The sequence below is a fragment of the Chloracidobacterium sp. genome, assembly GCA_016716305.1.
Taxonomy (GTDB): Bacteria; Acidobacteriota; Blastocatellia; order Pyrinomonadales; family Pyrinomonadaceae; genus OLB17.
This window is the reverse complement of sequence record JADJWP010000002.1, coordinates 771,095-785,273: the sequence shown is the minus strand read 5'-3', so window position 1 is coordinate 785,273 and position 14,179 is coordinate 771,095. Positions and strand designations below refer to the sequence as shown.

Genomic DNA, 14,179 nt, shown 5'->3' with positions numbered 1-14,179 from the left:
TTTTGTGTCAATACGAGCTAACCGCTTGCCATGTTTCCGCCTGTCGCCAGATAAAGCACGGCCATTCGGACGGCGACGCCGTACTTGACCTGATCCAATATCAAGGAGCGCGAGCTGTCCGCCACCTCTGAAGCGATCTCTATGCCGCGGTTCATCGGGCCCGGATGGAGCACGATGGCATCCCTTTTCGCAAGGTCGAGACGTTCGTTTGTCAGGCCGAAGTGTATCGCATATTCGCGAAGCGTCGGGAAGTAAGCCGAGTCTTGCCGCTCTCTTTGAATACGTAGGATCATAACTACGTCAGCGCCGTCGATCGCTTCTTCAACACCCGAACAGACCTCTAGGCCGTTCGCGACCAGATGTGCAAAGTCTTTTGGGACGAGCGTTCCAGGCCCCGCAACAGTGACTGTGGCTCCGAGCTTCGTCAGCAGGTGAATATTCGACCGAGCGACGCGACTGTGCAGAATGTCGCCGACAATGGCGACTTTTAGGCCCTTTATGGTTTTCTTGTGCTCGCGGATCGTCATCGCGTCAAGAAGAGCTTGTGTCGGGTGCTCGTTGGCGCCGTCGCCGGCGTTAATGATCGCCGCCCGGCTCACCTTTGCGAGCTGGTGCGGAACGCCGGCGGAACCGTGACGGACCACGATGCAGTCAGGATCCATTGCATCGAGGTTGAGCGCTGTATCGACCAAGGTCTCGCCCTTCGAGAGGCTGGAAGACGACACACTGATATTGACCGCGTCGGCGGAAAGCCGTTTGGCGGCAAGTTCGAAGGAAGTTCGCGTACGTGTCGACGATTCAAAGAATAGATTAATTACGGTCTTGCCCCGAAGGGTCGGAACCTTTTTTATCTCACGAGCATTCACTTCGCGAAAATTCTCCGCGGTATCGAGAATGCCGTTGATCTCGGCGGCAGTAATGTCGCGAATTCCCAAGAGGTCTCGTCGTCTAAAGGGTTTTTCCATCTACCTTGCGTAAGGGGACTGCGAAAGAAATCAGTTCACAAAAAAAGCAAGGCGGTTAACCTTGCTTCTTATTATCAATCACTTGGCTTCTCGAAGATGCCGACCGCCTCCAGATTATCGTATTCCTTCAGCATCACTTTTATGATCTCGGATTGCTTTGTCGGAACCGTCTTACCGACGAAATCGGCCTGGATCGGAAGTTCACGATGTTCGCGTCCTCTGTCGATCAGTACCGCAAGCTGAACCTTTTTCGGCCTTCCGAAATCCATCAGTTGGTCGAGAGCCGCCCGAATCGTTCGTCCCGTATACAGCACATCGTCGACCAGGACGATGATCTTGTCTTCGATATCGGCGTCGAGTTCTGTTCGGTTCACGATCGGGTTCGCTCCGACAGTTGAGAGATCATCGCGATAGAGCGTTATATCGATAATCCCGAAAAGCGGCGGTTTTCCTTCAAGCTCGCCGATCTTGTCGACGATTCGCTCTGCGAGTGGAACACCGCGGCGACGAATACCTACAATATAGAGGTTCTCGGCACCCTGATTTTCTTCGACGATCTCGGACGCAAGCCTCGATAATGCTCGCTTCATTCGAGCGCTGTCCATGATCCTCGATTTCTCCACCAGGTTTAATTCGTCTGCCATTCGTTGCAAATCGTAACAAAGGCGCTCTGAAAGTTCAAAGTAAGTCTTTCGAAGTTTAAGTTATGCGGATGTTTCATTTAAGATAGACCGTTTTGTTATGTCTTTGATCTACGACAAATTGATCCGGCCGATCCTGTTTCGTTTGCCCGCTGAGACTGCCCATGAGATCGGGATGGCGTCGCTCCGTCTTGGTCTGGCTAAGTTGTTTAGCGGAAGCGGTCGATCTGCGATACCGCGTAAAGACCGAATGCTTGAGGCCGAACGGTTCGGGCTCCGATTCGCCAACCCGATAGGGCTTGCCGCCGGTTTTGACAAAAATGGATCGGTGATCGATCAAATGGCCGATCTTGGGTTCGGTTTTGTCGAGGTCGGAACCGTTACGCTTGAGCCTCAGCCCGGAAACCCCAAGCCGAGGATGTTCCGACTGCCGGCCGACCGGGCATTGATCAATCGTCTTGGGTTCAATAATAGCGGATCCAAGGAGATCGCCGAGAGCATTGCAGCCTCGCGGCATCGGTGCGTTGTCGGCATCAATATTGGCAAGAACAAGGATGTTGATATCGATAAGGCGGTTGAGAACTATATCGAGTGCTTTGAGGCAGTCCATCATGCGGCGGATTACATAGCTGTGAATGTATCGTCGCCTAACACCCCGAACCTTCGCGATCTGCAGCGCCCAGAGAATCTATATGAGTTGATCTCGGCGCTGCAACAACGTAATCGGTTACTTGGTGCCGTGCCGCTGTTAGTAAAGGTCGCTCCCGATCTGAGTGGTGAAGCGATCGATTCGATCGTAGAGGCCTGCGTTGCCAACGAAGTCGACGGGATGATCGCAACGAATACGACCGTAGCGCGGACCGGACTACGGACGGCCGGTATCGATCGTTTCGGAGCGGGCGGACTCAGCGGAGCACCGTTGTTCAAACGCTCGAACGAGGTGGTCTCTGCGATCTATAAGGCAACGAAGGGGAAATTGCCGATCATCGGGGTGGGAGGAATATTCTCGGCGTCGGACGCTTTCGAAAAGATAGCTGCGGGAGCGTCGCTGGTGCAGGTATACACAGGATTTGTCTATCGGGGCCCTGGCTTTGCCCGGGAGCTCAGCGGCGGATTGGACCTGTTGTTGAGGGAGCGCGGATTTTCCAATTTGGACGAGGCTGTCGGCAGCGGTGTCAAATAGGCCGTAAAAGTTGACACCTCGCATTCAGCGGCTATAATACAAAGTTTGCCTTTCGAGTTGCTCGAATTGCGAAAGTTAGCTGTCCGGCAATGATATTGGAACTTGACAGTCTCGATGGGATTCGAAGGGTCGAGTATGCTTTTGGTTCGTCTGAGGTAGATCTGGGCATCGAGAATGCCAAGGCAGTTTCGGACACCAGATTCAGCGGAACGATCGAAAACGCTTCGGGCCGACTTATCTTGAGGGCGTCGGTCAAAGGGGCATTTGAGCTTGCATGCGTCAGATGCCTGGCTTGGAGATCGGCCGAATTCGATTTCGATTTCGAAGCAGCATATGTCCGTCCCGACGAATTTGCTGCCGAACGAGAGCGTGAATTGTCCCGCGAAGATCTCGACCTGGATGTGGTCGAGGGCGGTCAGCTAAACCTATGCGACGCGGTTCGCGAGCAGCTTATCCTGAATCTGCCGACGCAGTTTTTATGTAAGCCTGATTGCAAGGGTCTGTGCCAGAAATGCGGCGTTGACCTGAATGTGTCAGACTGTGAATGTAATGATGTGGAAATGGATCCTCGGTGGGCCGTTCTCCAAAGTCTAAAATGACCGTCAGCTATCGAAGGCTCGATCCTTATCGGTAAGACAAATGGTCAGAGGTTAAATTATGCCAAATCCAAAACGACGACACTCAAAATCGCGGACCCGTCAGCGACGGGCCCATGACGCGCTGAAAACCCCGCAGTTTTACCTTGACAAAGATTCGGGTGAATCCAAGGCTCCGCACCGTATCGACCCCAAAACCGGAATGTACAAAGGCCGGCAGATCATTGATGTGAAGGAATCAGACTAGATTTTGAGTTTTCGGGACTTTTGAGTTCTAATTCTAATCAATGACAGAGCACAACGCGGGCATTCTCGGGATGGGGCACGCTTATCCGGAAGGCATTTTGACAAATGCTGACTTGGAAAAGATCGTCGAGACATCTGATGAGTGGATCACATCGCGAACCGGTATCAAACAGCGGCACAAGGCGGCTGACAACGAATACACGTCGCAATTCGGGACGGCGGCGGCCAAACAGGCCCTTGATCGAGCCGGCTTGAAGCCCACCGATATTGACATTATTGTCTGTGCGACGACAACGCCGGATCAAATAATGCCCTCAACGGGGGCACTGATCCAGGCTCAGATCGGTGCGACCAATGCTGCCGGGATGGATGTGTTTGCTGCCTGTTCGGGGTTTCTTTATGGTTTGACGATGGTCGAATCGATGATCAGGACCGGTCAGATAAAATACGCCCTTGTGATCGGTGCCGAGGTTCTGACAAAGTACGTTGACTATACCGATCGATCGACTTGTGTGATCTTCGGCGATGGCGCCGGGGCGGCAGTTGTTGGCCCTGTGCCGAAGGGGAAAGGCATTCTGGCGACCAAGATCCGATCGGACGGCCGCTATGAAGAACAGCTTTACGCTCCCGGCGGCGGCACAAAACTTGGCACTTCGCACAAAACCATCGACGATGGTATGCATTTTTTCAAAATGAAGGGCAACGAGCTCTTTAAGGTCGCAGTTCGATCAATGGCCGATATTTCTGCGGAAATGCTCGAAAAGGCCGGTTACACGGTTGATGACGTCGACCTTGTCATACCGCATCAGGCAAACCAGCGGATCACGGATGCGGTTGCATCGCGCCTTGGTGTTCCCGAGGAAAAGGTTTATTCAAATATTGCAGAGCATGGAAATACGTCCTCCGCTTCGATCCCGATCGCGATCGACGAGTGCATCCAATCGGGAAGGATAAAGGAAGGAAGCCTCGTGCTCTTGACCGCTTTCGGCGGCGGCGTAACGTGGGGCGGTACCGTCATAAGGTTCTAGTCTTCTTTTTATATTTTTTGCTTGCGGCGGGCGAATCGAACGTAGTTTGTTTCGCTGTAGTTCACGCTCAAGCTTGCATTTATGAGGATCGCATATATTTTTCCAGGCCAGGGCTCGCAGGCCATCGGAATGGGAAAAGACCTGTTTGATAATTTTGCGGCAGCTCGCGAAGTGTTTGCAGCGGCGGATGACGCATTGGGTTTTCCGCTGTCCGAAATGTGTTTTTCAGGCAGCGAGGAAGACCTTGCAATGACGGCAAACACGCAGCCGGCAATACTCACGACTTCGGTCGCGGCCTTTCGTGCGATGAAAGGCGAAGGATTTGACGATCCTGATTTTGCGGCAGGCCACAGTCTTGGCGAATATTCGGCGCTTGTTGCCGCGGGCGTCCTAGATTTCGCGGATGCGGTTCGGACGGTCAGGAAACGCGGTACCTACATGCAAGAGGCAGTTCCGGTCGGGGTCGGGGCGATGGCAGCAATACTCGGAGCTGATGTCGACACTGTCGAAACGGCCTGTGCCGAGGCGGCAGACGGTCAGGTCTGCAGCCCGGCGAACATCAATTCGCCCTCGCAGATCGTTATCGCGGGCGATGCGGACGCGGTTGACAGAGCTTGTGAGTTGCTAAAGGAACGCGGAGCTAAGAGGGCCATTAAACTCAATGTTTCAGCTCCGTTCCATTGTACGCTTATGGAGCCTGCGGCAGAGAAGTTGGGGGTCGATCTTGATAACTTGGAATACCGGGAGTTTCGATTTCCAATTGTAACGAACCTCAATGCAGAGTTAAATGAAGATCCGGGCGGAGTAAACAACGATCTCTGGAGACAGGTCTGGTCGCCAGTGAAATGGTTACAATCGGTTCGGAAGTTGCGGTCCCTGGGCGTGGAAACGTTTGTGGAGATTGGTCCGGGCAAGGTCCTTTCGGGCCTAGTTCGTCAGATCGACCGGGACGTTCGCTGTTTGAATGTTGATAACGCAGAGAGTTTAAGAAATACTAGAGAAACGCTATAAAAGGAGAACATATGTCAGAAGTTCAGGATAAGATCAAACAGATCATTGTTGACGAATTGGGTGTTGATGAAGCGGAAGTCACCGAAAACGCCCGGTTCATCGAGGACCTTGGTGCCGACTCACTCGACCTGGTCGAACTCGTCATGCGTTTTGAAGAAGAGTTTGACATCGAGATCCCGGATGAGGACGCAGAAAAGATCCAGAGCGTTCGGGACGCTTACGCTTACGTCGAACAGCACAAAGGGTAATCCAACGGATACAGGACGATGGACATGGGAGACCTAAGTCTCCGGATTGTCCATTTTCCATTTTTCGTAATGCATTCTTATGAAACGTCGCGTAGTAGTTACAGGACTCGGGTTGATCACGCCGATCGGCAACGACGTCCCGACAACGTGGGAAGCGCTGATGAGCGGCGCAAATGGTGCGGACTACATCAAAAAGTTCGATCCTGAGAAGTTTTCAGTCAAATTTGCCTGCGAGGTAAAGGACTTCGATCCGTTGAGCTTTCTTGATAAGAAGGAAGCAAGGCGAATGGGAGCGTTTACTCATTTCGCTCTTGCCGCTTCGGATGAAGCGATGAAGCATAGCGGGCTCGTGATAGACGAATCGAACGCCGAAATGGTCGGTACCTACATAAGTTCGGGTATCGGCGATTTTTGGGCTATCGAGCGCGAACACGAGAAGCTTCTCAACTCGGGCCCTGACCGAGTCTCACCTTTCTTCATAGTCTCAGCGATAGTCAATCTCGCAGCCGGAAACGTTTCGATCCGCCATGGTGCCAAGGGCCCAAACTCGGCAACCGCGACTGCATGCTCTGCTGGAGCTCATGCGATCGGCGACAGCTTTCGACTGATCGAGAGAGGCGATGCGGATGCGATGATCTGCGGCGGAGCCGAAAGCGCGATCACGCCGATGTCAGTTGCGGGATTTGCCTCGATGCGTGCTCTCTCGACGCGAAACGACGATCCGAAACGCGCCTCTCGGCCGTTCGATCTTGAGCGCGACGGCTTCGTGATCGGCGAAGGATCGGGCATCATGATCCTCGAGGAACTCGAATTTGCCAAGGCTCGCGGTGCGAAGATCATTGCTGAAATAGTGGGCTACGGCATGAGCGGCGACGCATTTCACGTGACGATGCCGGATGAAACTGGTTCCGGGGCGATCCGAGTGATGCAGCGTGCTATCAAAGATGCCGGAATTTCACCCGACCAGATCGGCTACGTCAACGCTCACGGCACGTCGACCCCGTATAACGACAAGTTCGAATCGCTTGCGATCAAGAACGTGTTTGGAGGTCACGCGACCAATGGCCTCGCCGTAAGCTCGACAAAATCTATGACCGGGCATGCGCTCGGAGCAGCTGGTGGCATCGAGGCGGTATTCTCGGTCCTTGCGATAAAAGAAGGGATGCTGCCGCCGACGATCAACTACGAAACGCCGGATCCGGAATGCGACCTCGACTATGTTCCAAATGTCGCAAGAAAAGCCGAGATTGACTTTGCATTGTCCAACAGCTTTGGATTCGGCGGAACTAATGCATGCCTGATCTTTAAGAAATACGAGGAATAATTTCAAGCGTTTCGTCCAGTTTGAGGTCGGAACGCTTTTCTACTAGAATCTGAATGAACGCTCATTCAGTCGAGAGGTTATATGAAGATCATAGTCTTGATGAAACAGGTCGCCAACAAGGACGCTGTCTTGAGGATCGGGCCTGATGAGAAATGGATCAATGAGACCGATGTGGCAACACAGACGAACGAGTCTGACGGTTACGCGCTCGAGGAAGCTCTTCGGCTGAAAGAGGCTAAGGGCGATGGCGAGGTGATCGTCTGTACGCTTGGTCCGCAGTCGGCGAAAGCCGTGATCAAGGACGCACTCGCCCGAGGGGCAGATCGCGCGATACATGTCGTTGTCGACCAAGCCAATAAACTTTCGCCCTACCAGATCGCCGGTGCGATAGCCGGAGCGATCGGCGACGAGAATCCCGACCTGGTATTTGCGGGACTGCAGTCCGACGATGCAAGCTTCGGCCAGACCGGTGTGGTCCTTGCCGAAATGCTCGGCATTCCTCACGGCACGATCGTGATCGAGATCGACCGCGCCAGCCTTGGCGAGAGTCTTCGGATAAAACGCGAGCTCGAAAGCGGTTGGTATCAATGGTTCAGCTACAGACTTCCAGCATTGTTCACCATCCAGTCAGGGATATCGCAGATCCGATACGCTTCGCTCAAGGGGATAATGGCGGCGAAGAAAAAAGAGATCAGGGATGTTACACCGTCGATCGAGACGTTTGCCGGCGGACAGGCGATACAGAGGGTTTACATGCCATTGAAGACCAAGCATACCCAGATTCTTGGTAACGGAGACGCGAAGGCAGGAGCGGTCGAATTGGTCGAAAAGCTCAGATCGGAGGTGCGGGCGATATGATACTCGTTTTCATCGAACATAAGAATTGCATATTGAACAAGACCTCACTTGAAGCGATAGCTGCGGCGCAGGCCATCGGGAACGACCTTGGGATGAAGGCATCTGCGGTCATTCCGTGCACAGGTGAATGTCCGTTGGTGCAAGAGATCGCAGGTTACGATCTCGAAAAGGTGATCGTCGCAAAGAACGACCGACTCGGTACATATACGCCGGATGCCTATGCCGACGCTTGGGAGCAGGTGATCAGGGCGACCAACCCGCTGTATATTGTGATGTCGCACACTTATCAGGTGCGCGATTTCGCCCCAAAGGTCGCAACGCGTTTTGGGAGCGAGGTCGTCGGTGATGTTATCCGCTATAGGGCCGAAAACGGGAAGCTCGTTTTAACGCGGCGCATCTTTCTTGGAAAGCTTGATGCAGATCTGACGGTCGGAGGCGAATCCCCGTATTTTGTTACCTTTCAATCAGGCGCATTCCGTGGCGATTCGGCGGCGAAGGGAAGTGCATCGGTCGAGACGATCGATGTGAACATCGGCGATGTAAGAATGACCGCCGAAGAGCCCTTTCAGGAAGCGAAAGCTTCGGTCGATCTGACCAAGAGTGAGATCATCGTTGCGGTCGGCCGGGGAATCAAATCGCAGGAGAATCTAGCCATCGCTCAACAGCTCGCAGACGCGTTGGGTGCCGATCTAGCGGCCTCGCGTCCGATCTGCGACAGCGAATGGCTGCCGATCGACCGCCAGATCGGTTCATCTGGGCAGACCGTTGCCCCGAAACTTTACATTGCGCTCGGCATTTCCGGTGCGATCCAGCATATCGTTGGGATGAAAAACTCCGGGACGATCGTAGCGATCAACAAAGACTCGGAAGCACCGATCTTTGACATCGCCGATTACGGCATTGTCGGCGACCTGTTCGAAGCCGTTCCGGTTTTGGTCGACGAGATCAAAAAGGCGAAAAGCTGATCTGATCGAACTGATCGTCCTTAAGCCCCGGGTCATTCGCGGCCCGGTTTTTTTTGAGAGCTCTCCGGTTGATCGAAATCGCTGATGGGGTGGCCGGTACCGGGAACCAAAGAAAAAAGGGCTACTGTCATTACAACAGAAGCCCTTTTTTATCTTTTTCGTACCTTGTCCTATGTCAAGAGCTTTGCGCCGACATGACCTTCAAAGGTGTCCCCGCCCCACGTTGTTCCCGAAACTACTTTCCGAGCCGGATTTCGTTTAAGGCGTTTGACGAGCTCGAAGCCTAACACTAGCTTCACATACTACATAACGCGTTACGTTGAAAAAATGATACATCTAATAGATTACCAAGTCAAGGTTTTTTTTCACGCCCGCGACATTTATTTTGAACCCGATCCGTTGCCTTTAGGTCAAAGATTCATGGGTCGTTGATGGACTATCCCCGTCTCTGATTGATGACTAAGCGATAGACATTTCGATCGCACTGTCAAAGATCCCGAGTGCAACATCAACGTTCTCTTTAGTCAAAATAAGTGGCGGAGACCATCTGATCGTGCTTGTGCCGCAGCCAAGGATTATAAGGCCATTGTTGAAGCAGGCCATCTCGATACGGTCACGAAGTTCGGGTGCAGGTTTTCGCGATATCCTGTCCGCAACAAACTCAACGCCGAGCATCATTCCCATTCCGCGTACGTCGCCGATGCAATCGTATTTCCCTTTTAATTTCTCGAGGCCAGCCTTCAAATAGCTGCCGACCTCAGCCGAATTCTCGATCAATCCACCTTCGAGAAGTTCGATCGTTTTCAACGCAGAAGCGATCGCGACCGGGTTACCGCCGAATGTCGAAGCGTGTGCACCTTTGTGCCAGGTCATGACGTCGGCGCGTGCAGTACAAACGCCGATCGGCATTCCGGAGCCGATGCCCTTTGCCATGCAGACGATGTCGGCCTTAACGCCTTCGTGATGATCGAGCGCAAACATCTTTCCGGTGCGGCCCATTCCGGATTGGACCTCGTCAACGATCAGCATGATGCCGTGTTTGTCGCAGATCTGACGGATGGCTTTGACCACCTCGGTCGGGGCGGGCACATAGCCGCCTTCACCCTGGACGACCTCAAGTACGATGCCTGCTACTTCTTCGGGCGGGGTGGTCGTATTGAAAAGCCGATCCTCGATCCAGCTGACCGTTCCCATGCAACAGCTTCCGTCATTACATTTACCAAGATTGAACGGACACTGATAGCAATTCGGGTAGGGAACGTGTACAACGTCGAGAGCCTGACGCGCGAAGCCCAACCTTTGAGCCTTCTTCGACGACGTAAGCGAGAGCGCCCCGAGCGTGCGGCCATGGAACGAACCGTAGAACGAAATGAACTTTTGCCGCTTGGTGTGGTACATCGCGAGCTTCAAAGCGGTCTCGATGGCTTCGGCGCCGCTGTTGGCGAAATGCGATTTGGTCGGCCCATCGATCGGGACGATCTCATCCAGCTTTTTTCCCAAAGCAGGCATGTGCCGGTAATAAAAATCGGTGCCGCACAGGTGGATCAGCTCAGCTGCCTGATTGCTGATCGCCTTGACGATTTCTGGATGGCAATGGCCTGTCGAGCAGACGGCGACGCCGGCATTGCAATCGAGAAACACGTTGCCGTCCGGATCCTCGATCCAAACGCCGTAGCCTCTTTCCGCGACTAGTTTGTAATCAGGACGCGGATAGCTTGGTGTAACGAACTGGGAGTCGGCATCAATTATCTCCTGAGCCTTTGGGCCCGGAAGCGCGGTCTTTATAACGGGTTTCTGTAATTCGGTTGTCGGGAACATTGTCTTCTCCTTGATTCTGTTTGAACGCGGGGATATGCCGCGAGTGATACCGGACTTCGGTCCGATAAATAACAAGAGAAATGGAGAAATTAGTCGCCGCCAAAGAGTTCGGCACGCTGCCAGGCTGGACGGAGTTTTGCAATGCAACGCGGTGTCATTGTCAAACAAGTATATACAAGTATGACAAAAAGGAAAAGCAAATGGCGACCGTAAAAACCCTTGCGATCAGCGCAAAAACCCACGATGGGAGATGTGCTTTTCTACAGATCTCCTGGACCCTTTTTCTATTTCTCAGCGGCGAGAAACGCGGATCGACCATTAGCTGAAACAACGCCTCGTCAGCCATTTCACAAAGCCTATCTCATCATTCGAGAGCATTGTCCGCCTTATCCAGATGAAGAAATGCGGCTGCCAGCCCCCGATGATCGTTTCCAACGTTTCGTCGCTCGGCCCCGCCGCTGCGGATGTAAATGCCAATACAACGCCTTTCGGGGTCGAGACGGTCGGATGTGAATGACGATTAAACAACGCTGGAGTTCTTGTCCCTTCGTCGGCAAGAAAGAGCGGGCCGGGCTTTTGCGGGCCGAGGACTAAAATGAAACAATCAGATAATGCGTTCATCTGATAAGTTCACGAATAAGTTGATCAACGAAACATCTCCGTATCTCCTCCAGCACGCGCACAATCCGGTCGACTGGTATCCGTGGGGCGACGAGGCGTTCGAACGAGCCAGGGCCGAAGACAAGCCTGTCTTGGTCAGCATCGGTTATTCGGCTTGCCACTGGTGTCATGTCATGGAGCACGAGTCGTTCGAAGACGAAGGTGTTGCGGCGATAATGAATGAACATTTCGTCAACATTAAGGTCGATATGGAAGAGCGTCCCGACGTCGATCAGATATACATGAATTTCGTTCAGATAACGACCGGCCGTGGCGGATGGCCGATGAACGTATTCATAACGCCGGAAAAGCTGCCGTTCTTCGGAGGTACATATTTTCCGCCATCACCCCGATATGGAATGGTGAGCTGGCGGCAGATCTTGTTGAGCATTGCGGAGGCCTGGCGCGAGCGACGCGACGAGCTCATGGGATCGGCTTACGAGATACTTGGTTCGCTGCGGCAAATGACCGTCACCGAAATGCCCGCCGGCGGTATAGACACAAGCTTGTCAGATACAGCATTCAGCCGATTTGTCAGAACCTACGACCCGAGGGATGGCGGATGGGGAGGCGCACCGAAATTTCCGGCGTCAATGTCGATGGAGTTCCTGCTTCGTTACTGGGAAAGAACCGGCAACGAAAATGCGCTGACTATGGTGAAACACACGGCCGAAAAGATCGCCTGTGGCGGGATTTATGATCAGCTTGGCGGCGGGTTCCACCGATACTCAGTTGATGCCGTTTGGCTCGTTCCCCATTTTGAAAAGATGCTTTACGACAACGCTCAGCTCGTCAGGATCTATTTGCATCTTTATCAGATCACCAAAGAGGATCTCTTTAAGCGGATCGCGGTCGAAACGCTCGAATACATACGACGTGAAATGATCGGCCCCGAGGCTGGATTCTATTCGACGCAAGACGCCGACAGTGAGGGCGAAGAAGGGAAGTTCTTTGTTTGGACGCCGGAAGAGATTCAGGCAGTACTCGGTGATGATTCCTCAAAGGTGTTTTGCGAATTTTATAACGCGACATCGGAAGGTAACTTTGAAGGCCGCAATATTCTCAACGTACGCGACCACGACGAAGCGACTGTTGTGGAGCTATCGGCGAGTAGAGAGTTGCTCTTCAACGAACGTGAAAAACGCATTAAACCGAATCGCGACGAAAAAGTGCTGACATCCTGGAATGGCTTGATGCTAGCGGCTTTTGCCGAGGCATCGGCGGTCTTAGGCAGTGATGAATACCTGACCATCGCGAAACGGAATGCCGACTTTCTGATCGAAAACCTAAAGGACGACGGCAGACTACTTAGAACCTGGAAAGACGGTCGGGCCAAGCTTAACGGATACATCGAAGATCACGCGAATCTGGCTGACGGATTGATCGAGCTCTTTCAAGTTTCGGGTGACGAACGATACTTGAATGAAGCGATCCGGTTGGCAGATGCGATGATCACGGAATTTTGGGACGAAGACGGCGGCGGGTTCTTTTTTACGTCGAACGACCACGAGGAACTGATCGTCCGCAATAAGGACTTTTACGACAACGCCACGCCGTCTGGAAATTCGGTTGCGGCGGACGTTTTGCTCAAACTTGCCAAGCTCCTGGGCGACGAGCGGTACGTACGTTTCGCGTTGACGGTCTTGCGGCTCGCTTCGGTTCAGGCAAAGCAACACCCACAAGGCTTCGGACGATTACTGGCGACGGCCGAATTCTATTTCGGAGAAGTTAAGGAGGTCGCGATCGTCGGCGATGCGGACAACGATCTTCAACGCGAACTATGGTCGGAATATCGTCCATTCAAGATCGTTGCCATCGGGGACGGCACCGGCTCAAATGTGCCGCTTCTGAAAGACCGGACTCTGATCGATGGTAAGGCCACGGCATATGTCTGCGAAGGGTTTGTATGCCAGCGTCCGGTCAATCGACCAGAGGAATTGGCTAAAATGATCTAAGAGCGCAATGCAAAAAAGGGAGGCATCAGCGGATGCCTCCCTTTCGGACTGTTTCAACAGCAACGAACTTACTTGTTCGCAGCGGTGTTGGCAGCAGTGTTCGCAGCCTTGTTAGCTGCGTTAGCAGCGGTGTTTGCCGCAGTGTTGGCAGCGTTAGCAGCCGTGTTTGCTGCATTAGCCGCGGTGTTTGCAGCCATTTGGACCGCATTCGAAGCAGCATTCATTGCGTTAGCGGCTGCGTTCATTGCGTTCGCAGCTGCCTTGTTAGCATTTGCTGCTGTGTTGTTTGCCGTACCTGCGTCTCCGCAGGCCATACCAAGTGCACCCAAAGCCAAAAGTGACGAAAGTGCGATAACTTTTTTCATTTAAATGATTCTCCTGTCTTCTTCAAAGATTAAATTTAACCTATTTTTACCGCGGGCTCATCTTTCTTAGCCCGTGTCCCAACCAAACTAATTTTGGAACATTGCACAATATAGTAAGCAAAATCGCTTTAGTCAACCCCAAAACACCAAAAATCTTGGCAAATGCACCAGCGAAGTTCCGACCTTTGGAATGACAAAAACGAGTTTTAATGCCTGATTGTCGATCGCGTCAAACCGTATCTCCGACAATGGTGTAAAGGCGTGTTGGAGTTTCCGAAATTGGGAAAGTTGCCAGGCGACAACTAACCCGATAATC

Annotated in this window: 16 protein-coding genes; 11 read left to right on the top strand and 5 right to left on the bottom strand. The window is 52.8% G+C overall.

The features are described from left to right. Window positions 1-17: 17 nt before the first annotated feature. Window positions 18-965, bottom strand: coding sequence for an aspartate carbamoyltransferase catalytic subunit (locus IPM28_05445; protein ID MBK9172433.1), 948 nt, complete (start codon window positions 963-965; stop codon window positions 18-20). Window positions 966-1,039: 74 nt separating this feature from the next. Beyond that, window positions 1,040-1,591 carry a bifunctional pyr operon transcriptional regulator/uracil phosphoribosyltransferase PyrR gene (gene pyrR / locus IPM28_05440; protein ID MBK9172432.1) on the bottom strand — a complete coding sequence of 184 codons (552 nt, stop codon included), beginning with the start codon at window positions 1,589-1,591 and terminating at the stop codon, window positions 1,040-1,042. A 124-nt stretch (window positions 1,592-1,715) separates the two neighbouring features. Here pyrR and IPM28_05435 point away from each other — a divergent pair, with 124 nt between their 5' ends. The 9 genes from IPM28_05435 (at window position 1,716) to IPM28_05395 (ending at window position 9,065) form a co-directional block, all read left to right on the top strand. Continuing rightward, the gene (locus IPM28_05435; GenBank protein MBK9172431.1) at window positions 1,716-2,789 is read left to right on the top strand and encodes a quinone-dependent dihydroorotate dehydrogenase; all 1,074 of its coding nucleotides are present in this window, start codon (window positions 1,716-1,718) and stop codon (window positions 2,787-2,789) included. 89 nt (window positions 2,790-2,878) lie between these two features. Continuing rightward, entirely contained in the window at window positions 2,879-3,388 is a 510-nt protein-coding gene (locus IPM28_05430; GenBank protein MBK9172430.1) for a DUF177 domain-containing protein, read from the top strand. A gap of 58 nt (window positions 3,389-3,446) precedes the next feature. Further along, window positions 3,447-3,632, top strand: coding sequence for a 50S ribosomal protein L32 (gene rpmF / locus IPM28_05425; protein MBK9172429.1), 186 nt, complete (start codon window positions 3,447-3,449; stop codon window positions 3,630-3,632). A gap of 40 nt (window positions 3,633-3,672) precedes the next feature. After that, window positions 3,673-4,659, top strand: a complete 987-nt coding sequence (locus tag IPM28_05420; protein MBK9172428.1) for a ketoacyl-ACP synthase III — start codon at window positions 3,673-3,675, stop codon at window positions 4,657-4,659. An 81-nt stretch (window positions 4,660-4,740) separates the two neighbouring features. Continuing rightward, a complete protein-coding gene (gene fabD / locus IPM28_05415) occupies window positions 4,741-5,670 on the top strand; it encodes an ACP S-malonyltransferase (GenBank protein MBK9172427.1) in 930 nt (309 codons plus the stop codon). A gap of 11 nt (window positions 5,671-5,681) precedes the next feature. Continuing rightward, complete coding sequence (locus tag IPM28_05410; GenBank protein ID MBK9172426.1) at window positions 5,682-5,918, top strand: acyl carrier protein; 237 nt, start codon at window positions 5,682-5,684, stop codon at window positions 5,916-5,918. A gap of 79 nt (window positions 5,919-5,997) precedes the next feature. Further along, the gene (gene fabF, locus IPM28_05405; GenBank protein ID MBK9172425.1) at window positions 5,998-7,242 is read left to right on the top strand and encodes a beta-ketoacyl-ACP synthase II; all 1,245 of its coding nucleotides are present in this window, start codon (window positions 5,998-6,000) and stop codon (window positions 7,240-7,242) included. Window positions 7,243-7,323: 81 nt separating this feature from the next. Next, window positions 7,324-8,100, top strand: a complete 777-nt coding sequence (locus tag IPM28_05400) for an electron transfer flavoprotein subunit beta/FixA family protein (protein MBK9172424.1) — start codon at window positions 7,324-7,326, stop codon at window positions 8,098-8,100. After that, entirely contained in the window at window positions 8,097-9,065 is a 969-nt protein-coding gene (locus tag IPM28_05395) for an electron transfer flavoprotein subunit alpha/FixB family protein (protein ID MBK9172423.1), read from the top strand. The genes IPM28_05400 and IPM28_05395 overlap by 4 nt, the downstream gene beginning before the upstream one ends. A gap of 459 nt (window positions 9,066-9,524) precedes the next feature. Here the strand turns inward: IPM28_05395 and IPM28_05390 are convergent, their stop codons facing one another. After that, entirely contained in the window at window positions 9,525-10,883 is a 1,359-nt protein-coding gene (locus tag IPM28_05390) for an acetyl ornithine aminotransferase family protein (protein MBK9172422.1), read from the bottom strand. An 80-nt stretch (window positions 10,884-10,963) separates the two neighbouring features. Here IPM28_05390 and IPM28_05385 point away from each other — a divergent pair, with 80 nt between their 5' ends. Continuing rightward, the gene (locus IPM28_05385; protein ID MBK9172421.1) at window positions 10,964-11,209 is read left to right on the top strand and encodes a hypothetical protein; all 246 of its coding nucleotides are present in this window, start codon (window positions 10,964-10,966) and stop codon (window positions 11,207-11,209) included. On the opposite strand, the gene IPM28_05380 is transcribed toward IPM28_05385, so the two are convergent. After that, window positions 11,202-11,504 carry a hypothetical protein gene (locus IPM28_05380; protein MBK9172420.1) on the bottom strand — a complete coding sequence of 101 codons (303 nt, stop codon included), beginning with the start codon at window positions 11,502-11,504 and terminating at the stop codon, window positions 11,202-11,204. The genes IPM28_05385 and IPM28_05380 overlap by 8 nt on opposite strands. On the opposite strand from IPM28_05380, the gene IPM28_05375 reads away from it, so the two are divergent. After that, window positions 11,495-13,498 (top strand): thioredoxin domain-containing protein, encoded by a 2,004-nt coding sequence (locus IPM28_05375; GenBank protein ID MBK9172419.1) that lies wholly within the window; start codon window positions 11,495-11,497, stop codon window positions 13,496-13,498. The genes IPM28_05380 and IPM28_05375 overlap by 10 nt on opposite strands. A 68-nt stretch (window positions 13,499-13,566) precedes the next feature. Here the strand turns inward: IPM28_05375 and IPM28_05370 are convergent, their stop codons facing one another. Continuing rightward, window positions 13,567-13,863 (bottom strand): hypothetical protein, encoded by a 297-nt coding sequence (locus tag IPM28_05370; GenBank protein ID MBK9172418.1) that lies wholly within the window; start codon window positions 13,861-13,863, stop codon window positions 13,567-13,569. Window positions 13,864-14,179: the final 316 nt, after the last annotated feature.